The sequence below is a fragment of the Marinobacter sp. LQ44 genome (assembly GCF_001447155.2).
In the GTDB taxonomy this organism is placed as follows: domain Bacteria; phylum Pseudomonadota; class Gammaproteobacteria; order Pseudomonadales; family Oleiphilaceae; genus Marinobacter.
The window spans coordinates 601,685-624,198 of the sequence record NZ_CP014754.1 but is presented as its reverse complement, the minus strand read 5'-3'; the positions used below and the strand labels follow the sequence as shown (position 1 = coordinate 624,198).

Below are 22,514 nucleotides of genomic sequence, written 5' to 3'. Positions count from 1 at the left end.
TGATGGAACACCGCACTATCGGGCCTGGCGCCCGTCTGGAGAGATATTGACATGGCAGGACTGCAGAAGATCCTAATCACCGTTCTGGTTCTGGTTCTGATACTCCTGGCGCTGGTGTTTTCTCTGAACAATCAGATGGCCGTTTCGCTCAACTTCCTGTTGTTTGAAACCCAGCCCCATGGTGTTGCTGTCTGGATTATCATGTCGTTTGTGATTGGCGCCCTTGTGGGGGTGTTGATTGCCTTGCTTGCCACATTCCGTACGTCGGTGTCCCGGCGGGCTCTCAAGAAAAGACTCGAGCGTGCTGAGCACGCATTAGAGAAATCCAGGGCACAGAACGACCGGGCAATTTGATGGAAATAGTTCTACAGTGGCTGCTTCTGACGGTAGCGGTCGCTGCCGGCTGGGTGGTCGGCAGGTTTGGTAGCCAGGGCAAGCGCCGCTCCCGGGCCATTTCCGATGAAGATTCCGTTCGTGACCGTCTGCAATTTCTGTTTACAAACTACTCTGACCAGGCTGTCGACAACTTTGTGCAGTCCCTGGCCGTCAATAAAGATACCGTTAGTCTGCATTTATCTATCGGGAGCCATTTCCGCAATAAGGGCGAAACCGATCGCGCCATTCTGATCCACCAAAACCTGCTGGCCCGGCCCGAACTGCCGGCGCGCTATACGCCCCAGGTTACCCTGGAACTGGCAATGGATTATCTCAATGCCGGCCTCCACGATCGGGCGGAAGCCCTGCTGCACCAGTTGATGGGTGACAGGGAGTATGGTCGCCGCGCAGCTACGGCCTTGATTGAGCTGTATCAGCAGGAGCGGGAGTGGGAAAAGGCTGCCCAGGTGGCGCAGACCCTTACCCGAAGCGACGCAGATCCTGCGATGGTCAAAACACTGGCGTACATTACCTGTGAGTTGTCCGATGCGGCCCTGGCTAAAGACGATCGCTGGACTGCCCAGAAACTGGCCAAAAAAGCCCTCGACTACGACCGCTCCTGTGTTCGCGCAACCTTGTTGCTGATGAAACAGCAGATCCGCCAGGGCAACTTCCGCGAAGCCGGCAATCAAAGCCTGAAGGTGTTTGAACAGAACCCGGAGTTTGGTCCGGAGGCCATCGACCGTCTGATGAAGCTCGAGCGGGAACACGGTGATGTAGGCAGGCTGGTCAAAAAACTCCGCAAACTCTATGAACAGTATCCGAGTACCAGTTTGTTGCTGGCACTGGTGGAGTCGGTGGAGCGTTCCTTTGGTCGCCCCGCTGCTATTGATCTGCTCCGGCAGGAGCTGGAAATTCGGCCATCCGTTCGTGGCCTGCTCCGGCTGGTGGAAATGGCCGGCTATGAAAAAGGCATGACCACAGACGAAGGCCGCCTGGTCAGCCGTATTGGCCACCTGATTCTCGCCAATCGACCCGTTTACCTTTGTGTCAGTTGCGGTTTCTCAGGCCAGCAGCTTCACTGGCTTTGCCCCAGCTGTAAGCAGTGGGAAACGGTGCGTCCCATCCAGGGCGTTGAAGCCGAATAATGTTTTAACCTTTTGAATCGGAACCTGACTGTGCAAAACCTTAATAATCCGAAAATCATCGTCGCCCTGGACTTCCCCTCCCAGAACCCGGCCCTGGCTCTGGCTGATCAGCTGGACCCGGCCAAGTGCCGGCTGAAGGTAGGCAAGGAGCTGTTCACCCGTTCCGGCCCGGAGTTGGTCAAGTCGCTGCAGGGCCGGGGCTTTGATGTGTTTCTGGACCTGAAATTCCACGACATCCCGAACACCACCTCGGCGGCGGTTGCCGCAGCGGCGGATCTGGGTGTGTGGATGGTGAATGTGCACGCCTCGGGTGGTGAGAAAATGATGGTCGCCTGCCGCGAGCGCCTGGAGTCGTTCGGTGCGGACAAGCCGCTGCTGATCGCCGTCACGGTGCTGACCAGTATGTCCGATGCGGACCTGGCCGGTATCGGCATTACGGGCTCCGCAGAGGCCCACGTTTCCCGCCTGGCCACTCTGACGAAAAACTGCGGCCTGGACGGCGTCGTCTGCTCCGCCCAGGAGGCCCCCAGACTGAAAGCAGAGCAGGGCGCCGACTTCCAGCTAATCACCCCGGGAATCCGCCCGCTGACCGCCGACAAAGGCGACCAACAGCGCATCATGACCCCAACCGATGCCCTCAAAGCCGGCTCCGACTACCTCGTCATCGGCCGTCCGATTACCCAGGCGCCCGATCCTCTGGCCGCCTTGGAGGCTATTCACGCTGAGGTGATCTCGGTCTGACCTTGTTCGGGTGGTCGAGCTGTGGCCCTAGCCTGCTTGGTTTGGTGGGGCGGCAGTGTGGGACGGCCTTTCCAAAAAACGCTACGAGCACATCCATGTGCGCTTCGCTCCGGCCATCCATGGCCTCCGAGATTTTTGGAAAGGCCGTCCCACACTGCCATTCAGGCAGCGCAAGAATAGTCACGTAGATGCCTAGCACTGTGGAATGGGAAGGCAGTCTGCCAGACCTCATAAGATTTCGACTGGACATTCACCAAACAACCGGACTATGCCACCGAGTTTAGAAAGGAACGGATGGATACCCCTCCCGAAAATCTCGTAGGCCATGGATGGCCGGAGCGAAGCGCACATGGATGTGCTCGTAGCGTTTTTCGGGAGGGGTATCCATCCGTTCCCACCCGCTAAACTCAAAGGCTGGGGCAGGAGTCCTGCAAAACCGCCAAAAGTTGCAGGCAATAGAAACAAACGAGAGCAAACGAAAAAGCCCGCTAATTCAGAGAACTAGCGGGCTTTCGGAATAGTGGCTCCCCGACCTGGGCTCGAACCAGGGACAAACGGATTAACAGTCCGTTGCTCTACCAACTGAGCTATCGGGGAACGTCGTCATGTGACGAGGCGCGTATATTAAGTTGGCTATACCGCCTCGTCAACCCTGTGACTAAAAATTTTTAGCCAAGCGCCTTCTGCAAACGCTCAACTGCCTTCTGCAGGTTATCCATGCTGGTCGCAAAGCTCAGGCGCATGTGGCCAGGCGTGCCGAAAGCAGATCCCGGCACCAGGGCAACGCCCGCTTCGGTCAGCAGCTTCTCGGCAAACTCTACGTCTGTGCTCACGCCGTCAGTGGCATCGATTGCGCCCTGGAAGCTCGGAAACACATAGAAAGTACCGTCGCCGTTCAGGCACTCAACGCCGGGCAACTTGTTCAGGGCGGCTACCAGCCAGTCGTGGCGTTCTTTGAACGCCTTGACCATTTCGCCAACGCACTCCTGCGGGCCGTCCAGGGCTGCCTGGGCGGCGGCCTGGGAGATCGACGCCGGGTTAGAGGTGCTCTGGGACTGGATTTTCTTCATGGCACCGATGATCTTCGCCGGGCCAGCGGCGTAGCCGATACGCCAGCCAGTCATGGAGTAGGCCTTGGACACACCGTTCAGCACAAAGGTACGGTCGTACAGTTCCGGGCAGGCGTTCAGGATGTTGCAGAACGGCTTGCCAGTCCACAGAATCGGCTCGTACATGTCGTCGGTGGCAATCATGATGTTCGGGTGCTTTTTCAGCACCTCGCCAATCGCCTGCAGCTCTTCCAGGGTGTAAGCCATGCCACTGGGGTTGGACGGGCTGTTGATCACAAACAGGCGGGTGCGCTCGGTAATGGCGTTTTCCAGCTGCTCGGGGGTGATCTTGAAGCGGGTCTCAGCAGAGGTTTCGATAATCACCGGCTTGCCTTCAGCCACCAGCACCATGTCCGGGTAGGAAACCCAGTAAGGCGCGGGGATGATGGCTTCGTCGCCCGCGTTCAATGTGGCCAGGGCTAGGTTGAAAAAGCTCTGTTTGCCACCACTGCTTACCAGGATCTGATTGGCTTCATAATCCAGACCGTTGTCCCGTTTGAACTTCGCAATAATCGCTTTCTTCAGGGCCGGCGTACCATCAACGGCGGTGTACTTGGTCTGGCCGTTGTTAATGGCTTCAATGGCTGCCTGTTTGATGTGCTCGGGGGTGTCGAAGTCCGGCTCGCCAGCACCCAGGCCGATAATATCCTGGCCGGCCGCGCGGAGTTCTGCGGCTTTGTTGGTGACTGCGAGGGTGGGGGAAGGCTTGATCGCCTGTACTCGGCTGGAAAGTTGAAGGTCCAAACTTGAGCTCCTTAAAGCTGCGTCTTATGGGCTGCGATCGGCCGGGCAACTATGGAGCCAAAGGTGCTGGCTGTTTTTCTCCCAGCCGTCGATCGCACAGATGGTATCATGAAGCAGCCAGAACACTAAATTTCTTGTAGGGGTTGTGCCGTATTGCGGCCGGCGCCGAACCCGGAGGTTAATCGCCAGTTATGGCCAGTAAAGCATCCAGCGCTTCCCGTGAAGGTGTGTTCCGAGTTGATTCCCCATATCAGCCGGCCGGTGACCAGCCCAAGGCCATCGCCGGCCTGGTGGATGGCATTCATTCCGGGCTGGCGCACCAGACGTTGCTGGGGGTGACTGGCTCAGGCAAGACGTTCACCATCGCCAATGTGATCCAGGACGTGCAGCGGCCCACCATCATCATGGCCCATAACAAGACCCTGGCGGCGCAGTTATACGGCGAGTTCAAGGAGTTCTTTCCGGATAACGCGGTGGAGTATTTCGTGTCTTACTACGATTACTACCAGCCGGAAGCCTATGTGCCGTCGTCTGACACCTTCATCGAGAAAGATGCCTCCATCAACGAACACATTGAACAAATGCGCCTGTCTGCTACCAAGGCTCTGTTGGAGCGGCCGGATGCCATTATCGTTGCCACGGTATCTTCCATTTACGGTTTGGGTGATCCGGAATCCTACCTGAAGATGATGCTGCACCTGGACCGGGGTGATCAGATAGATCAGCGCTCGATTCTGCGCCGGCTGGCAGAGCTGCAGTACACCCGTAATGATATCGAGTTCCACCGCGCCAACTACCGGGTTCGGGGCGATGTGATTGATGTGTTCCCGGCGGAATCGGAGCGGGAGGCCATTCGCATCGAGTTGTTTGACGATGAAGTGGAAAACCTCAGCTACTTCGATCCGCTGACCGGTGAGGTACTGCGCCGTGTGCCACGGGTCACCATCTATCCGAAGTCTCACTATGTGACGCCCCGGCAGAAGGTGCTGGATGCGGTCGAGAATATCCGTGCTGAGCTAGACGTGCGTTTGCAGCAGTTGCGGGATAACCACCGGCTGGTGGAGGCCCAGCGCCTTGAGGAACGCACCCGCTACGACATGGAAATGATGATGGAGCTGGGTTACTGCAACGGCATCGAGAACTACTCCCGCTACCTGTCTGGCCGCGCGCCTGGCGAGCCGCCACCCACCCTGTTTGATTACCTGCCGCCCAACGCATTGCTGGTGGTGGACGAGTCCCACGTGACCATTCCGCAGATTGGTGCCATGTATAAAGGTGACCGGTCCCGGAAGGAAACGCTGGTGGAGTATGGTTTTCGCCTGCCGTCGGCACTGGATAACCGGCCCATGCGGTTTGAGGAGTGGGAGCGGATTGCCCCCCAGATGATCTTCGTGTCGGCCACGCCGGGTAACTATGAGGCGGAGCACGCCGGCCAGGTGGTGGAGCAGGTGGTTCGGCCGACCGGCCTGCTGGACCCGGTGATCGAGGTGCGGCCAGCGTCTACCCAGGTGGATGACCTGCTCTCGGAAATCCACGCACGGGTGGCGGTGGAGGAGCGGGTGCTGGTCACTACCCTGACCAAGCGCATGGCCGAAGACCTTACCGATTTCCTTATGGAACACGACATTCGCGTTCGGTATCTGCACTCAGACATCGACACCGTGGAGCGCGTCGAGATTATCCGGGATTTACGCCGGGGCGAGTTTGATGTGCTGGTAGGCATCAACCTGTTGCGGGAAGGCCTGGATATGCCGGAAGTGTCTCTGGTGGCGATTCTGGACGCAGACAAGGAAGGCTTCCTGCGCAGCGAACGCTCGTTGATCCAGACCATCGGCCGTGCCGCCCGTAACCTCAATGGTAAAGCCATTCTGTACGGGGACCGCATCACCGGCTCCATGCAGCGGGCCATTGACGAAACCGAACGCCGGCGAGCGAAGCAGACGGCCCATAACGAAGAGCACGGTATTACCCCGAAAGGCCTGAACAAGAAGATCGCCGATGTCATGGAGGGAGCCACCGGCGGTGGACGCGGTCGCCGTAAGGCGGAACGCCCGGGCCAGAAGGCCGCGGAAGAGGCGGAAGGTTATATGGTCAAGGCAGGCAAGCGCTCTCCGGAAGAGTTGCTCAAGGAAGTGACGCGCCTGGAGGACGACATGTACAAGGCCGCCGCAGACCTGGATTTCGAAACCGCAGCGCGATTGCGGGACCAGATTTCCGAACTCAAGGAAGCGGCGATTCGTACCGGCTGATCAGGGCCGTTTCGGCCCGACGATCACGGCCGCCTGCAAGGGTTGGTTGCGGCCGTAGCTGGACATCTTGCCAAATACCCGTTTGTCGACAGGCAAATATTGTTTGTCGGCGACGGTCTCGCCCACATCAGTGTCGATTTCCGGGTCGTGCAGGTACACAAAGTCTTCATCCATGGCGCATACGGTCACCCAGTGGGGTACACGACTGCGGTTGAGCTGCCAGGTACTGATCAGGATGACCGGGATGCGGCCCTCGTGCAGTGCGGCTTCCATGGCTTCCAGGGTCAGTGGGTCGTGGTGCAGCTGGATGCCGGTCTGACCAATATCGTGCAGGAAGCCTTCATGCACCAGTTCCAATACCCGCTTTTTATCGTCGTTGCGCACGGTATCCTTAAACAGGGCGCCTTCCTGACTGATCCAGGCGCTGGCCTCAAAGCCTCGGTGCCAGGCTGACAAGGCCAGGCCATGGGGCCCGCAGCCACCGTGACCGGCGAGCATGAAAATGGTAGTGGCCTCCCGCCATATCTTCAATTCTTCCAGGGTGTTCAGCTGCTGATCTTCGTCCAGGGCAGCCATGGCCATGATCAGGGCAGAGGGGCCGCAGGTAAACTCGGTGGTTTGGGGGTAATAGGGTACCGGGAGATACTCCCGGGAAGGTTCGTAGTAAAGAATACGCCGTTCGAAGCGCAGGGCATCGCCATGATCTTCGTAATAGTCCCGGTAGGTACCGAATTGGCGATAGCCCAATCGCTTGTATAGATTGATGGCACCGGCGTTATCTTCCCGAACCTCCAGGCGCATGATGATGCGGTCTGCCTCTACGGCTTCCTTCTCCGCTTCCCGCACCAATTGCTCGCCCACGCCTCTGCCACGAACGGTTGGCGATACAGCGATTGAATAAATCCGCGCCAAACGGGTGGCGGCATTCATCAATACCAGGCAATAGCCCACCAGCTCGGAGCCTTGCTCCGCCACTATCAGGCGGTCCCTTGGCATTTCCAGAAACCGTCGGAAACTGCGTCGGGAAATACGGTCCTCGGTAAAACACCGATTTTCCAGCTGCACCAGGGCAGTCAGATCGTCGGCGACTGCTTGTCGAAGCAAAACATCATGCATGGTTAACAAATCCCGGTCGCGAAAATCGCAGAAGCTGGCGAGCACTTCCACCGCAGCTATTATGGTAGAGACAGGTTGGTTTCGATAGCGGGCGATCATGCGTAAAAGCACGCATCCAGGCTGGATTGTACCAGGCGTCACAGCGGCGTATTGTTGCGCCCATTACCCGGCTGAACCTTTCAGGGAGGAACGCCTTTAATGTCCCGTTTGTTAATCGTTGTGGACCGTGCCAAAGACTGGTCACCCTATTACCCCAGCGAGGATGTACTGACCTTTGATCAGTATCTGAATTTTTCCGCCCCCGCCAATAGCCGGGTGCGCGTGATCAACCTTTGCCAGAGCGCGAAATACCTGAGCCGGGGTTATTACTGCTCCTTGTTGGCAGAGGCCCGGGGCCACCATGTGGTGCCCTCGGTGATGACCTTGAACGATTTGAGTCGCAAGGGCTTGTTTTCGCTGGAACTGGAGGAGCTGGATCACAGCGTCATTCAGTGGCTGGAGCAGGAAGCCAGGGAAATCGACCCGGCCACTGATGAGCGGGACGCCACCCACGAAGTGCGCATTCGCACCTATTTTGGCCAGGCGGAGCATGCGGATCTCAAGCCGGTAGCCCGGGCCTTGTTTGAGCGCTTTCCCTGCCCAATCCTGGAAGTGGTGTTCCGCCACCGCAAGCAATGGCAGATTGAATCCATGAAACCGGCCGCCCCGGCCGATCTGGATGAGCGCGAACAGGACGTGTTTGCGGCAGCGCTGGATCGTTTCAGCAGCATGATCTGGCGTAAGCCGAGAACGCGTCGGCGCTATCGTTTTGATCTGGCCATGCTGGTGAACCCGGAAGAGGAAATGCCCCCGAGTGATGAGGCTGCCCTAAAAAGATTCGAGCGGGCAGGGCGAAAGCTGGGCATCAATGTAGAGAGAATTACCCGTCGGGACTACATGCGGTTGCCGGAATACGATGGCCTGTTCATTCGGGAAACCACCGCGATTGATCACCACACCTACCGGTTTGCCCGCAAGGCAGAGGCGGAGGGCATGGTGGTTATTGATGACCCGGTCTCGATACTGCGTTGCACCAACAAAGTGTTCCTGGCGGACCTGCTCAAGAACAACAAGGTGCCAACCCCAAAAACACTGATCCTGTCCAAAGATCAGAAAGATGCGGTTGATCAAGTGGTCAGTGAGCTGGGTTTCCCGGTGGTCATCAAGATTCCGGACGGCGCCTTCTCAAGGGGCGTGGCCAAAGCCAAGGATGAGAAAGAGCTGCGGGCCGGCCTTAAAGAGTTGTTCAAGCAATCAGCACTGGTGTTGGCCCAGGAGTATTTCTACACCGAGTACGACTGGCGCATTGGTGTATTGGGCGGCCGCGCCATCTATGCCTGCAAATACATGATGGTGAAGGGGCACTGGCAGATCTACCAACACGGTGGCGCGGCGGTGGAAAGTGGCGGGTTTGAAACCATGCCCACCTATGAGGTGCCCCGGAATGTTATTCAGGCGGCGCTGAACTCCACCCGACTGATCGGTAATGGATTGTATGGGGTGGACATCAAACAGGCCGGTAACCGGGTGGCCGTCATTGAAGTTAACGACAACCCCAGCATCGATTCCGGTGTGGAAGACAAATTCCTGGGTGGCGAGCTTTATACCCTGGTCATGCAGGAGTTCCTGTCCCGTATGGAAGAAAACCGGCGCCGGTAATACCGGCGCTTGATCAGCTTGCGGACACCCAAACCCGGACTGAACCAAACCAGGGATAGGGGGAAAGTACCTCCCGAATGCTTTCGGTGGTCAACGCGGGTGCCGGATGCTGTTCGTCCAGGAAGACTTCGATATGAACCCGGTTTTTGAGGTAATGCAGTCTCAGCCGGCTGTGCGGCGGCAGCTCACCGAGCTGCTGCGACAGCAAGTGGCGGATATCCTCGCGGCTGGGTAAATGCGGGTCGGTCTGATGCGGTGTGTGTTCGTCGTTCTCGGCATCGATATGAAAGTTGATGTCCCGGATATTATCGATGGCATCCCTCATGCCGGAAACCACCTTCATGCCGATCTGGTGTCCCTCAGAAACGCTTATCTCAGGCCGAACAACCAGATGGACATCCAGCAGTATGTCGTGACCCATACGCCGGCTGCGTAGCTCGTGAACATTGCGCACGCCGTCTGTGTCCATGGCAATGGCACGCAACACCCGGGTATCCTCCGCAGACAGTCCGGTATCGACGAGTTCCTTAACGCTGTCCCAGGTGAATTTCCAGCCAATATGAATAATGATGCCGGAGATAACCACAGCGGCAAGGGTATCCAGCCAAACATATCCGACCATGGCACCGACAGTGGAAACCAGAACAACGACCGATGAAAACGCGTCTGTCCGGCTGTGCCAGGCGTTGGCGATCAGCAGGTCGGATCGAATTTTCATACCCACATGGCGGGTATAACGGTAGATCCATTCCTTCGAGGCGACCGATATTCCCGCAGCAACCAGAACCGGCCAGCCCGGTACCGCGAGATCCTCTCCGGAGACCAGGCGCAGAATATTTTCCCAGGCAAGGGCAGCGCCCACGGCAATCAGTATGCTCCCCAGCAAAAGTGTGCCGAGCGTCTCAATGCGCTGATGTCCGTAGGGGTGGTCATCATCCGGGCCTTTACGTGACAGCCGCATCACTGCAAGCACAACCCAGTCTGAAACAACGTCGGTAAACGAGTGGATGCCATCCACCACCAGAGCGTGGGAATGAAAAAGAGTGCCGCCAATAATTTTCATCACACCAAGGATTGCATCCAGGAGCATGCCAATGATGGTGACCCGGGAGGCGGCGTGTTTTTCCTGTTGCAAGTGCTTGTCAGTCCGTAAATGGGCCTTTGGGGGCTGATCCATGGCTCAGGCTCCGATAATTCTGTTGGTAGCCAGTATAGCGGCAGGAATGGAAAATTTGGGGAGAATTAATCGGGGAACGCAGGTCGATTTATGCACATGATGACAAAGTTGTTACCCGCTATCACTTTGTAACTAAAGTCGTCAAATGGTTATTCTGCCTTTTTAAGTTATTGATTTTTAGTTAAAAATTAACTGATTAAAAAATGATCAATCTGTAGGCTGGCGCAGTTATCAAGGGGTCGAGACGCTTGCCCCGGCATTTTCAACAGAGTTATCCACAGATTCCGTGGAAAAGCCTCGCCAACCGCTGAGGCATGGGCTTTTACGTTGCATTGAAGGTTCGGGAGGATGGTGTGGAAAACTTCCGGTATACTCCGGCCACCCCTCGGCAAGGAGCTCCAAGATGTACAGCATTCTACGTAATTTACTTTTCCGGCTGCCCCCGGAACAGGCCCATAATGTCGCCCTCAGTGGCCTGGATCTGGCCTACAAAACCGGTATTCTCAATGTTGTTTCAAAGCGCCCGGAGCCGTGCCCGGTTAATGTCATGGGGCTGGAGTTCCCCAATCCGGTAGGCCTGGCCGCCGGCCTGGACAAAAATGCCGACCACTTGGATGCCCTGGGAGCCCTGGGTTTCGGGTTCATTGAAGTGGGCACCGTCACACCCTTGGCTCAGCCGGGCAACCCCAAGCCGCGGATGTTCCGCCTGCCCGAACACCGGGCCATCATCAACCGCATGGGCTTTAATAATGAAGGCCTTGGTCATCTGGTGAGCAATGTTGAGAAGCGTCGTTATCGCGGTATCCTGGGCATTAACGTGGGCAAGAACAAAGATACCCCGAATGAGCAGTCCGAACAGGACTACCGCAAGGGTATCGCCGCAGTTTACCCCCATGCCGACTACATCACGGTAAACGTGTCCTCGCCGAATACCCCGGGATTGCGTGATCTGCAGTTTGGCGACTCGCTGAAGCAGCTACTGCACGCGATCAAAGACGAACAGGCGATCTGCGAAAAAAATATTGGTCGCTATGTACCGGTTGCCGTGAAGATTGCCCCGGATATGGATGATGCAGGCATTCGCTTTGTTGCCGGGGCATTACTCGAGGCGGGCCTGGATGGTGTGATTGCCACAAACACCACCATCAGCCGGGAAGCGGTGCAAGGACACAAGCACGAGCAGGAAGCTGGCGGTTTGAGCGGAGCACCGGTGCGCGAGGCGTCTTTACGGGTTATTCAGGGGTTGTACGCCGAGTTGGGGGACAGAATCCCGGTTATTGGCGTTGGCGGTATCACTGATGGCGAGAGTGCGGCCGAGAAAATCCGGGCTGGGGCGAAACTGGTGCAAATCTACACCGGCTTTATTTACAAAGGCCCAGCTTTGATTAACGAAGCAGTAGAAGCGATCAGGAAAGAACAGCATAAGTAGTGAGGCCAGAAAGAAGGTGGGCCCGCTGAGCGGGCCCTTGCGGGGAACGAACCCCGTAGCGCTTCTTCGCATGGTACGGGGCGGGAGGCCCCGTTTTGGTTGCTCTGGTTACTGCGTCAGATTGTGGTGTAGCTACAACTAAAAGAGATCAGGTTAAACGGGGTATGCCAACACCGCGGTCACGTTGCGGTTACGTTGGCAAGTTTGTGGATGCCGGAGACGCCGGTCATGCCCTCCCAGTTATCTGTGCGGCCTTCTCGCCACCCGTTCAGCCATTCCTGGCGCACCTCTGCTTGGTCTAACGGGCAGCTGTCTTTGGATTTGCCGGACACGCCAGCGAGATAACCCCGCTTGAATGCACGAGCGTACATGTCTCTCTTCTGTCTTTTCATGCCGTTCCTCACTGATGGATTAACAGAACAAGCGTGTACACATCTGCCGTGGCCTTGGTAAAGAAGGCACCCATCCGGGATAACCCACTATTGCCAGTTCCGGCCAGAGCAGTCAGGATCCTGTTAACGGAAGCACGGTTATGTTGGCTTCCAGAACGACGCGTCAACTACAAGGTAAGACGAACCTTGCGCGGATGTACACTATTTATTTCATCTATATGAAGCTTTTCTTATAGGTTTGTGAAATAACGATGACGGCCCGAATTCGGGTTTTGCTGCTTTTCCGGCGGCTTACCGGCTCTATCCAGAAAACCAGGAGTTGATTTTGTCCAAGCATGTCTTTTTCGTAACCTGCCCCAAGGGTGTTGAGTATCTCCTGGCCGATGAGCTGGAAAGCTTTGGCCTGGCTCAAGTGCGCAACGCGCCGGCGGGCGTCTGGGTAGAAGGGGAGCTGGAAGCCGGATATCGCGCCTGTTTGTGGTCCCGGCTGGCCAACCGGGTCATCCTGCACATTGCCGAGATGGATGCCCGTAGTGCTGACGAACTTTATGAGGGCGTGGTGGCTCTGGACTGGCAATCGCACATTCCGGTCAACGGCAGCTTTCGAGTAACTTTCCTGGGGCAGAACGAAGAAATTCGGAACACACAGTTCGGTGCCCAGAAAGTTAAAGACGGTATCGTAGACAGCATTCGGGGCGCGGGCCTGCCACGGCCCTCGGTCGCGCCAAAAGATCCGGATGTCACCATCTCTGCCCGCCTGAACCGAGGGCGGCTGTCGGTTGGGCTGGACCTTAGCGGGCATAGCTTGCACATGCGGGGATACCGTACTGAACAGGGTCTTGCGCCGTTGAAGGAAAATCTCGCGGCCGCGTTGCTGCTGCGGGCCGGATGGCCGGATATTGCCGCCGCCGGCGGCGACTTTGTTGATCCCATGTGTGGTTCCGGAACTGTGGTGATTGAAGCAGCATTGATGGCGCTGGACATTGCGCCGGGCCGGAAAACAGAGCGTTTTGGATTTGAAAAATGGCCAGGGCATCAGCCGGAACTTTGGCTGGCATTACGCCAGGAAGTTGAGCGCCGCGCACATGAAGGCAAAAACAAGCGCATACCGGCATTTGCCGGTTTCGATCAGGACGCCCGGGTGATCGAAACGGCCCGCAACAACCTGCGCCGGGCTGGTCTGGACAGCATCGTAAGCGTAGAGCCCCGGCCGGCATCTGCGTTTGAGCGGCAACCGGACTGGGCGGATAAGGGGCTGGTGCTGACCAATCCCCCCTATGGTGAACGCTTGAGCGAGCGCAAAGAGCTGGCCGCGCTCTATCAAACCCTGGGTGAAACCGTCTTGCGTGAACTCCCGGGTTGGCGCCTGGCCGTGTTCACCGGTGTACCGGAATTCGGTAAGTCCATTGGCCTGCGAAGCTTCAAACAATACAAATTGTTCAACGGCAAGCTGCCAGCGCAGCTGTTGTTGTTCGAGGTGCAGCCCGAAAATGCCCGAACACCGCGAGACCCGGCTGCGCCAGGGCAGGTTATGCCACGCATTGCCAACCCCGAACGGGCAGACATGCTACGCAATCGCCTGAAGAAGAACCTGAAAACCATTGGTCAGTGGGCGCGGAAGCAGAGTATCAGCTGTTACCGGCTTTACGATGCCGATATGCCTGAATACGCGTTGGCCATCGACCTATACGATGGCAATGTACACGTGCAGGAGTACCTGGCTCCGAAGTCTATCGACGAAAAAGCCGCCCGGGAACGTCTGGCCGAGGCTCTGGCGGTCATACCGGAAGTGCTGGACGTTGACCCCGAGAATCTGGTTTGCAAACAACGCCAGCGCCAAACCGGCACCAAACAGTATGAGAAACAGGCCGCAACCGGCGAATACTTTAACGTGCAAGAACACGGCTGTACCCTGAAGGTAAACCTGAAAGACTATCTCGACACCGGCCTGTTCCTGGACCATCGCCCGGTGCGCCACTGGATACAGCAGCACGCCCGAGGCAAACGCTTCCTGAACCTGTTCTGCTACACCGGCGCAGCCACGGTACACGCAGCCGTTGGCGGCGCCAGCCGGTCCCTGAGTCTGGATATGTCGAAAACCTACGTGAGCTGGGCCCAGGACAACCTGGCCCTGAACGGCGCAGATCTGAGAAAGCACGTGGTAGAGCAGGCGGATTGTCTGTCCTGGTTGGCGGACCGCAAAACCGCCAACCAGACCTTCGACCTGATCTTCATGGACCCGCCCACGTTCTCCAACTCAGCAAGAATGGCCGGGGTTCTGGATATCCAGCGGGATCACGGCACCATGGTTCGTCAGTGTATGGAACGGTTATCCAGCGACGGCCTGTTGATATTCTCCAACAATTTCCGGAAGTTCAAACTGGACGAAGATCTTGAAGCAGAGTTTGAAGTCAAAGAGGTAACGGCAAGCACTCTGGACAAGGATTTTCAACGCAACCAGAAGATTCACCACTGCTGGCATATCCAGCACAAGCTCACCGATTAAAGGTCGGATTAACAGCGGCCTGCACTCAAGTATGCGTTAAGAGAGCCGGATATCCTTTCCTGGAATCTCGGAGGCCATGGATGGCCGGAGCGAAGCGCACATGGATGTGCTCGTAGCGTTTCCAGGAAAGGATATCCGGCCCTCTTAACCGGCACCGAAGAAAGCAGCACACTCAAAACTCGTAACGTAGACCCGTAGAAAACTGAAACGTATTGGCACTACTGCCAGTGTCTTTGAACAACCGCCCACCCTCAAACACCAGAAAGGTGTTGCTCACCAACTCAAAATCCACCCCCGCCAGCCAGCTGATGCTGAAACTGCTGTCCGGGTAATCGCCCTCGATATCTCGGAACTGCGCGTTGTAGCCTTCCTCACGGTTGGGCAGGGTTGCCTCGCCTTTTACGTGGGTAAAACCGGCCTGCGCATACACGTTGGCATAATCGGTAATCGGGTAGTGCAGGCCCATGTACCAGCTGGCGAAGTAATCGACAGCCAGGGTCAGGTCGCCACCGGAAACATCGGCATCATTGAACCCGCCACCCAGGCGGATCTCCGCGTGAATCAGGTCGTTCAGGTGACCACCGATCACCAGCGTACCGGCTTGGCCCCAGGCATCCTCCTTGGTGCGCCCGCCGATAGAGCGGTGCTCCAGTGCGGTCACCAGAAGGCCAACGTAGCGCTTGTCAGAACGAGGAGTATCTTGTGCCTGTGCCGCCAATGGGGCGAGGCTGATGGCCATCAGGCTGGAGCTGAGGAAACGTAGTGCGACCTTATTCATTATTATCCGGCTTCCTGTCAGTAACGTTGCTGACGCCAGATTCTGCCTTGTGTAACGCTTTGTTACGCAGACGCCGGTCACACTTCCCCGTGTCAGCCGGCCCGCTTACAGGTCAGCCAGAAGGCCTTCCTCCTGCGCGAGCATCAATAGGGCGTAAACGCCATTCTCCGGGAGTTGTGGTTCCAGGCCTTCGTCGAACATCAGTTGCCGACGGCGGTCTTCAAGGGTGTTGCTGTCGATGCCGGAAATCAGTTCGGAAATCGGGGCAATCTCGAAAGGGGCGTCCTGGCTGACGGCACTGAAAATCAGGTCGATCAGAATTTCATCCGGGTCTATGCCATCCACGTATATGGTCTGGTCTGGAAGGTCCTGATGGAGTTCCTGAACCAGTTCGAGTAGTGGCACGCCCTGTTCTTCGAGGTACAGCAGGTCAAAGTCGCCCAAATCGCCGTCGTCTGGCAGCCAGGCTTCCTCCGGGGCAATAACGACGGTTTTCATCTGGCCGTCTGCCAGCGACCAGGCCATGGCGACGGGAAACAGGGCGTCGTCAGTCTGACAGTATTCGATGTCCAGGAATCGGGGTATCGACACAGTGGGCTCCGGCGTTGATCAGTGGGTGCGTATAGGGACTAACCGGCAGCCTGGTAGGAGCTGGGCCGGCTTCATGCCATACTGTAGCCGCCATTATCATGCAATCAGGAAGATCATGGAACACACTGAATTTAATAATGACTTGATTGAATTTCTGAATGCCTCTCCAACACCGTGGCATGCAGTAAGCACCATGAAATCCCGGCTTGATGCCGCCGGTTTTCAGCAGCTGGATGAGAGGGAAGAGTGGGCGCTGGAGCAGGGCCGGGGCTATTACGCCATTCGCAATGGCTCCTCCATCATTGCCCTCCGCACCGGTAAGAATGACGTAGTGACTTCCGGCATCCGGATGGTGGGTGCCCATACCGACAGCCCCTGCCTGAAGGTAAAGCCAAACCCCGAAATCCGCCGCAAGGGCTTTTTCCAGTTGGGTGTGGAAGTATACGGCGGTGTGTTGCTGAACCCGTGGTTTGACCGGGATCTGTCGCTAGCCGGCCGGGTCACGGTTCTGGATGAGGACGGTAAGGTTCGGGATACCTTGGTGGACTTCCGTAAGCCGGTGGCGATTATTCCCAGCCTGGCCATTCACCTGGACCGGGAAGCCAACAGCAATCGGTCGGTGAATGCCCAGACCGACCTGCCTCCGTTGGTTATGCAACTGCCGGAAACCGATACAACGTCATTCGCTGACTTGTTGCGTGAGCAGTTGATCAGTGAATCCGGCCTGAAGATTCGTAAGGTGCTGGGCTATGAGTTGAGTTTCTACGATGCCCAGGGCGCGTCTTTCGTGGGGCTGCGTGAAGAGTTTCTGGCTTCTGCCCGGCTTGATAACCTGTTGAGCTGCTATATCGGTTTGCAGTCGCTGTTGAATACCTCTGGTGATGAAGCTGCGCTGCTGGTGTGCAATGATCACGAAGAAGTCGGCAGCATGTCGGCGGAGGGTGCCCAGGGGCCATTCCTGGGAGCCGTTCTGGAGCGTTGGTGTGGCGCTGGCAAGGGTAGGGCGATTGCCCGCTCCATGATGATCTCTGCGGATAACGCCCATGGCGTGCACCCCAACTTCATGGACAAACACGATGAAAACCACGGCCCGATCCTGAACCAGGGGCCGGTCATCAAGGTGAACCACAACCAACGCTACGCCACCAACAGCCGGTCGGCCGCTTTGTGCCGGCATATCAGTGATGAGCTTGGCCTGCCGCACCAGACATTTGTGGTACGCAGTGACATGGGTTGTGGCAGCACCATCGGGCCGCTGACTGCCGGTAATCTGGGTGTGACCACTCTGGATATCGGTGTGCCGCAGTTCGCCATGCATTCCATCCGTGAAATGATCGGTAGTCAGGATGGCTATACCCTGTATCAGGTTCTGAAGGAATTCATGCAGCGGGAAGAGGTTTTCTGAGGTAGAAATGAAAAAGGCCGCTGATGTTGAATCAGCGGCTTTCTCGGAATAAGTGGCTCCCCGACCTGGGCTCGAACCAGGGACAAACGGATTAACAGTCCGTTGCTCTACCAACTGAGCTATCGGGGAACAGCATCAAGTGGCGGGCATATTAAGTTCTTTAATAGTGTTCGTCAACCCCCTGAAAAGAAAGGTCAAAATTTGCACAAGCGCAGTCAATCGGGCTACCGCCCACCGGTCTGGTTACGTAACGGGCACATCCAGTCTGTGTGGCCAACGCTGTTCCGGAACGTGGCTATGCCACAGCCGGAAACCGCTGTTCTGGCCACGCCGGATAACGACGAACTGCACCTGGATTGGTACCGTCAGGGCAGTGACCGCCTGGCCATCGTGTCCCATGGTTTGGAGGGCCACAGCCGGCGCCCCTATGTGCTCGGGCTGGCGCGGGCATTAATGGCGGATGGCTGGGATGTGCTGGCCTGGAACTTCCGATCCTGCGGCGGGGTGATGAACCACCAACCCCGGTTCTACCACAGCGGCGCCACGGAAGACCTGCATACGGTGGTGTCCCACGCGCTGGAAGGACACTACAGCAACCTGTTCCTGTCTGGCTTCAGTATGGGCGGCAACCTCACCCTGCTTTACCTCGGCCAGCAGGGCGAGCGGGTTGATAGTCGCATCAGCGGTGCCGTTGCCTACTCAGTGCCCGCAGACCTGGCTGGCAGCGCGGATATGCTGGCCCTGCCCAGTCGCAGGATCTACATGCAGCGCTTTCTGAGGGATCTGCACGGCAAAATGCAGGAAAAGGCCCGTCGGTTTCCGGACCTGATTGACGTAACCGGGTTCGACAACATCCGCAACTTTCACGAATTTGATAAACGCTACACCGCACCCCTGCATGGCTTCCGGGATGCCCAGGACTACTGGGCCAGCTGCTCGGCACTGTTTCGGTTGAAGGACATACGGGTACCGGCGTTGATGGTTAATGCGGTAGACGATCCCTTCCTGTCAGCCCAGTGTTTCCCGGAAGGCCGTAAGGTTCTCGGCGCCTACGTTACCGTTGAGGCGCCAAAGTGGGGCGGGCATGTGGGGTTTGTTGAACACGCCCGTGATGGTTATTACTGGTCTGAGCGCAGGGCGCTGGGGTTCCTGTCCAGAATTAACGGCTCCAGCTGAGGCCATACGTTGTCCAGCAGCACCGGCTGGGCGGCTTCGGTGGGGTGAATGCCGTCTTCCTGCATTAATCCATCGACGTTGTAGATTCCCTCGAGAAAGAAGGGAACCAGGGGGGTGTCGTAGCGGTCAGACAGGTTCGGGAAGATGTCCGCAAACATGCGGGTATAACGTTGGCCATAGTTCGGTGGAATCTGCATGCCCACCAGCACCGGGATGGCACCTACATCCCGCACTTGCTCGATCATGTCGGCGAGGTTGGATTCGATCACATTCGGTGGAAAGCCGCGCAGGCCGTCGTTACCGCCAAGCTCAATGATCACGACGTCTGGCTGGTTTTTCTGAAGCAGGTCAGGCAGCCGCCGAAGGCCGCCATCGGTCGTTTCGCCGCTGATGCTGGCGTTCACAACGCTCCAGTTCAGGCCCTGTTCATCAAGCCTGTCCCTCAGCAGTTGAACCCAGGCGGTTTCGGATGGCACGCCATAGGCGGCACTGAGGCTGTCGCCGACTACCAGCAGTGTGTTCTGGCTGGCCAGGGCGGAGAGCGACAGCAACATCAGTGCTGAGAGGGCAAATGATCTGACCAACGCCGATACCGTATTCATAGTAAATTCGTATACCCTTTACAGATTCAATAAAACACAGCACCAGACAACGGAGCCACCGTGAACCAGATGACGGATCCCAAGTTAGCCGCTACAAACCCGATGTTACGGGTGACCGATCTTACCCACCGGGTGAGCCTGGAAACTGATACGTTGACGATCTTGCAGGGGGTCAGTCTGGAAATCAATCGGGGAGAGTCCGTAGCCATCGTTGGCCGGTCTGGTTCCGGGAAAACCACTTTACTGGGATTGCTTGCCGGGCTGGACACGCCGACCGAAGGGAAAGTAGAGCTGGACGGTGCTGTAATCAGCAGCCTGACGGAAGACCAACGCGCCCAGCTCCGGGCGAGCCGGGTTGGCTTCGTGTTCCAGTCATTCCAGCTGTTGCCGGCGCTGAGCGCGCTGGAGAACGTCATGCTGCCCCTCGAACTGGCGGGGATGGAATCGCCGGAGGCGCGGGCCAAAGAGCTACTGGAGCGTGTAGGGTTGGGTGAGCGCCTGAGCCACACGCCACGGCAATTGTCTGGTGGTGAGCAGCAGCGGGTCGCCATTGCCCGGGCCTTTGCTTCAGACCCGGTGATTCTGTTTGCCGATGAGCCCACCGGCAATCTGGATAACCGCACGGGCCAGGCGGTGTCGGATCTGCTGATGGATCTGAACCGGGAGCAGGGCACTACATTGGTCATGGTCACCCACGATGAACACCTGGCAGCCCGGTGTGGCCGGCAACTTCACATTGAAGCCGGTGTGCTGACAGAGCCGGAAGCGGCCCGGGAGTTGGCTGACTGATGGCAGCTGCAAAAAAACTGATGTCGGTGCGCCGGGACTGGCGCGAACGTGATGTACGGGTTGTGCTGGTGGCCCTGGTGATTGCCGTGGCCACCGTGGCCACCATTGCCCTGTTCGCCAACCAGCTGCAGCGAACCCTGGTGTCTTCGGCCAGCTCCTTTCTGGCCGCGGACCGTCAGCTTGAGGCGGAAAATGGCCGGCCAGTGCCAGGTGAATGGATTGACGAAGCTCGTGATCGGGGCCTGGAAACCGGCCAGCTGATTGAATTCTCCACCATGGTCTTTGGTGAGGGCGGGTTCCAGCTGGTGTCGGTCAAGGCTGTCAGCGACGAATACCCGTTGCGTGGCGAGATCGAAATTCAGCCAGGCGCGGATGCTGCTCGCCAAACCGTGGGCGCCGGCCCCGGGCGGGGCGAGATCTGGGTCAACCCCAGGTTGCTGCGTTTGTTGGAGCTGGAGATTGGTGAAACGCTGGAGGTGGGTAATCTTGAACTGGAGATCACCAGCCTGCTGATTAGGGAGCCAGATGGCGGCTTCCGGCTCTCTTCCCTGGCACCCCGTGTGATGATTCATGTGGACGATGTGCCCGGCACCGGCGTGATACAGGAAGGCAGCCGTGCCGAGTACGTGTACTTGTTCGCCGGCCCGGACAACCTGCTTGACGATTACTATCAATGGCTGGAGCCGCGCCTGGAACCAAGCCATGAATGGGAAAGCGTACGCGATGGCGAAACCTTCTCCCGGTCCCTGGAGCGTGCTGAACGTTTCCTGTTGCTCGGTGGCAGCCTGGCGGTTCTGCTGGCGGCAGTGGCTGTGGCGGTTGCCAGCCGGCAGTACGCCTTGTCTCAGAGGGATACCGTGGCACTTCTTAAGACCCTCGGGCTGTCTAGCCGGGGAATTGGCGGCCTTTACCTGCGCCGGTTGGCGCTGTGGGGTATCGCCGGGGTGATTGGCGGTCTTCTGGTGGCGCTGCCGCTGTTCTGGATTCTGGTTCGCCTGTTGAGTGACGTATTGGAGCAACCGGTCGATTTCCATCTGGCGCCTTCGGCCCTGGTGCCGGCCTTGCTCACGGCCCTGGTTTCCCTGTTCGCGTTTGCCTATCCGCCCATTCGCCGGCTGCGTAATGTGGCTGCCATGCGTGTTTTGCGGGCGCAGCCCGGGGAAAGTGGGCGAGACGCGATCCCCGATATTGCGATTGCCATTCTGGCCGTGTTTGGTTTGGTGTGGTTATACGCTGGCGAGGTTGCACTGGTGTTTGCCTTGTTGGGTGGCCTGGCTCTCTTATTGGCGGTGTTGGCGCTGGTTGGTGGCCTGATGGTGGCGATTCTGCGCCGTGTACGGGGTGGCGGCAATGCCTGGCGCCTGGCCCTGGTAGGTCTTTACCGGCATCGGCAGGCCAGCATGGCGCAAATGGCGGTGTTTGCCATGACTCTGATGCTGGCGGCCACCCTGATCCTGGTGCGCACCTCGTTGCTGGACGACTGGCAGGCCCAGTTACCGGATAATGCCCCCAATCACTTTTTGATCAACATCGCGCCGGATGCGGTGGACGACGTGGAAGCCTTCTGGGCAGAGCGTGACGCCCCATTGGATACAATCTATCCCATGGTGCGCGGGCGTTTGACGGAACTGAATGATCAGCCAGTGCTGGAGGCCGTGAGCAAGGATGAACGCATTGGTGCCCTGAACCGTGAGCTGAACCTGACCTGGATGGCGGAGCTGCCTGAAGATAATGAGATTGTCGCCGGCGAGTGGTTTGCCCCCGGCGACACCATCGGTGTGTCGGTTGAGGCAGAGCTGGCGGAACGTATGGGGCTGGTCATGGGGGATCGCCTGACCTTCACCATTGGTTCGGAAACAGTCACAGAGCCGGTCACCAGCATTCGTACGGTGCAATGGGACAGCATGAAACCCAACTTCTATATGGCCTTCCCGCCGGGCGGTGGGCTGACGGATATGCCTGGCACCTGGATTACCAGTTTCCATCTGGATGAGGGTAACAAAGTGGCGCTGAACGAGTTTTCACGCCAGTTCCCGACCGTCTCGGTACTGGAGATCGACCATATCATCGAGCGTATCCAGCAGATTGTGCGCCAGGTTACCCAGGCCATTGAAGCCATTCTAGCGTTAATCCTGGCGGCGGCTCTGGTGGTCATGGCGGCGGTGGTCAGCGCCACCCTGCGGGATCGTCAGCGGGAGGGCGCTTTGCTTCGCACCCTGGGCGGTCAGCAGTCGTTGCTTGCCCGCAGTACCATGCTGGAGTTTGCCTTACTGGGCTTTGTGGCGGGTATCATGGGGGTTCTTGCGGCAGAGGCTGCGGTCTATGCGCTACAGCTCCGGATGTTTGAGGGCAATTTCCGCTGGCACTGGCAGGTGATGCTGCCCATTCCTTTCATCAGCGCAATGCTGCTGGCGTTGTTCGGGCGCTGGCAGTTGCGCCCGGTTCTCAGTGTGTCACCCATGCTGCTGTTGCGGCGGCTGGAATAAACT

The 22,514-nt window shown here is 57.7% G+C and carries 18 protein-coding genes and 2 tRNA genes; 11 read left to right on the top strand and 9 right to left on the bottom strand.

Translation table 11 applies throughout. The features are described 5' to 3' along the window. Positions 1-51 precede the first annotated feature (51 nt). Genes ASQ50_RS02935 through pyrF form a run of 3 tightly spaced genes read left to right on the top strand, consistent with a single transcriptional unit; the run spans position 52 to position 2,264 of the window. Positions 52-354 (top strand): LapA family protein, encoded by a 303-nt coding sequence (locus ASQ50_RS02935; RefSeq protein ID WP_058090542.1) that lies wholly within the window; start codon positions 52-54, stop codon positions 352-354. Then, positions 354-1,523: a lipopolysaccharide assembly protein LapB gene (gene lapB, locus ASQ50_RS02930; RefSeq protein ID WP_058090543.1), complete on the top strand. Its 1,170-nt coding sequence runs from the start codon at positions 354-356 to the stop codon at positions 1,521-1,523. Before ASQ50_RS02935 ends, lapB begins: the two co-directional genes overlap by 1 nt. A gap of 30 nt (positions 1,524-1,553) precedes the next feature. Then, complete coding sequence (pyrF, locus tag ASQ50_RS02925; protein WP_058090544.1) at positions 1,554-2,264, top strand: orotidine-5'-phosphate decarboxylase; 711 nt, start codon at positions 1,554-1,556, stop codon at positions 2,262-2,264. A gap of 521 nt (positions 2,265-2,785) precedes the next feature. Here the strand turns inward: pyrF and ASQ50_RS02920 are convergent. Together ASQ50_RS02920 and ASQ50_RS02915 are read right to left on the bottom strand one after the other, a co-directional pair. Beyond that, a tRNA-Asn gene (locus tag ASQ50_RS02920) sits at positions 2,786-2,861 on the bottom strand. Between the two features lie 71 nt (positions 2,862-2,932). After that, positions 2,933-4,117, bottom strand: coding sequence for a pyridoxal phosphate-dependent aminotransferase (locus tag ASQ50_RS02915; protein WP_058090545.1), 1,185 nt, complete (start codon positions 4,115-4,117; stop codon positions 2,933-2,935). Between the two features lie 191 nt (positions 4,118-4,308). On the opposite strand from ASQ50_RS02915, the gene uvrB reads away from it, so the two are divergent. Further along, positions 4,309-6,366 carry an excinuclease ABC subunit UvrB gene (gene uvrB, locus ASQ50_RS02910; RefSeq protein ID WP_058090546.1) on the top strand — a complete coding sequence of 686 codons (2,058 nt, stop codon included), beginning with the start codon at positions 4,309-4,311 and terminating at the stop codon, positions 6,364-6,366. On the opposite strand, the gene rimI is transcribed toward uvrB, so the two are convergent. Continuing rightward, the gene (gene rimI / locus ASQ50_RS02905) at positions 6,367-7,482 is read right to left on the bottom strand and encodes a ribosomal protein S18-alanine N-acetyltransferase (RefSeq protein ID WP_058090591.1); all 1,116 of its coding nucleotides are present in this window, start codon (positions 7,480-7,482) and stop codon (positions 6,367-6,369) included. Positions 7,483-7,680: 198 nt separating this feature from the next. Between rimI and ASQ50_RS02900 the strand changes: the two genes are divergently transcribed. Next, positions 7,681-9,180, top strand: coding sequence for a RimK family protein (locus ASQ50_RS02900; RefSeq protein ID WP_058090547.1), 1,500 nt, complete (start codon positions 7,681-7,683; stop codon positions 9,178-9,180). A gap of 13 nt (positions 9,181-9,193) precedes the next feature. Here the strand turns inward: ASQ50_RS02900 and ASQ50_RS02895 are convergent, their stop codons facing one another. Further along, positions 9,194-10,357, bottom strand: coding sequence for a cation diffusion facilitator family transporter (locus tag ASQ50_RS02895; RefSeq protein ID WP_058090548.1), 1,164 nt, complete (start codon positions 10,355-10,357; stop codon positions 9,194-9,196). 403 nt (positions 10,358-10,760) lie between these two features. Between ASQ50_RS02895 and ASQ50_RS02890 the strand changes: the two genes are divergently transcribed. Beyond that, positions 10,761-11,786: a quinone-dependent dihydroorotate dehydrogenase gene (locus tag ASQ50_RS02890; protein ID WP_058090549.1), complete on the top strand. Its 1,026-nt coding sequence runs from the start codon at positions 10,761-10,763 to the stop codon at positions 11,784-11,786. 179 nt (positions 11,787-11,965) lie between these two features. Here ASQ50_RS02890 and rmf read toward each other — a convergent pair whose 3' ends face one another. Continuing rightward, positions 11,966-12,178, bottom strand: a complete 213-nt coding sequence (rmf, locus tag ASQ50_RS02885) for a ribosome modulation factor (RefSeq protein ID WP_058090550.1) — start codon at positions 12,176-12,178, stop codon at positions 11,966-11,968. Positions 12,179-12,503: 325 nt separating this feature from the next. Between rmf and rlmKL the strand changes: the two genes are divergently transcribed. Then, entirely contained in the window at positions 12,504-14,684 is a 2,181-nt protein-coding gene (gene rlmKL, locus ASQ50_RS02880; protein WP_058090551.1) for a bifunctional 23S rRNA (guanine(2069)-N(7))-methyltransferase RlmK/23S rRNA (guanine(2445)-N(2))-methyltransferase RlmL, read from the top strand. 172 nt (positions 14,685-14,856) lie between these two features. Here rlmKL and ASQ50_RS02875 read toward each other — a convergent pair whose 3' ends face one another. Next, a complete protein-coding gene (locus tag ASQ50_RS02875; protein WP_058090552.1) occupies positions 14,857-15,462 on the bottom strand; it encodes an outer membrane beta-barrel protein in 606 nt (201 codons plus the stop codon). Between the two features lie 105 nt (positions 15,463-15,567). After that, positions 15,568-16,053, bottom strand: a complete 486-nt coding sequence (locus ASQ50_RS02870; RefSeq protein WP_058090553.1) for a hypothetical protein — start codon at positions 16,051-16,053, stop codon at positions 15,568-15,570. 115 nt (positions 16,054-16,168) lie between these two features. On the opposite strand from ASQ50_RS02870, the gene ASQ50_RS02865 reads away from it, so the two are divergent. Continuing rightward, a complete protein-coding gene (locus ASQ50_RS02865; protein ID WP_058090554.1) occupies positions 16,169-17,458 on the top strand; it encodes a M18 family aminopeptidase in 1,290 nt (429 codons plus the stop codon). Between the two features lie 53 nt (positions 17,459-17,511). Here ASQ50_RS02865 and ASQ50_RS02860 read toward each other — a convergent pair. Then, a tRNA-Asn gene (locus ASQ50_RS02860) sits at positions 17,512-17,587 on the bottom strand. Positions 17,588-17,755: 168 nt separating this feature from the next. Between ASQ50_RS02860 and ASQ50_RS02855 the strand changes: the two genes are divergently transcribed. Further along, complete coding sequence (locus tag ASQ50_RS02855; protein WP_076657128.1) at positions 17,756-18,634, top strand: YheT family hydrolase; 879 nt, start codon at positions 17,756-17,758, stop codon at positions 18,632-18,634. Here ASQ50_RS02855 and ASQ50_RS02850 read toward each other — a convergent pair. Beyond that, complete coding sequence (locus ASQ50_RS02850) at positions 18,577-19,236, bottom strand: arylesterase (protein ID WP_058090556.1); 660 nt, start codon at positions 19,234-19,236, stop codon at positions 18,577-18,579. The genes ASQ50_RS02855 and ASQ50_RS02850 overlap by 58 nt on opposite strands. A 69-nt stretch (positions 19,237-19,305) precedes the next feature. On the opposite strand from ASQ50_RS02850, the gene ASQ50_RS02845 reads away from it, so the two are divergent. Continuing rightward, positions 19,306-20,025, top strand: a complete 720-nt coding sequence (locus tag ASQ50_RS02845; protein WP_058090592.1) for an ABC transporter ATP-binding protein — start codon at positions 19,306-19,308, stop codon at positions 20,023-20,025. After that, positions 20,025-22,511 (top strand): ABC transporter permease, encoded by a 2,487-nt coding sequence (locus ASQ50_RS02840; RefSeq protein WP_058090557.1) that lies wholly within the window; start codon positions 20,025-20,027, stop codon positions 22,509-22,511. The genes ASQ50_RS02845 and ASQ50_RS02840 overlap by 1 nt, the downstream gene beginning before the upstream one ends. Positions 22,512-22,514 lie beyond the last annotated feature (3 nt).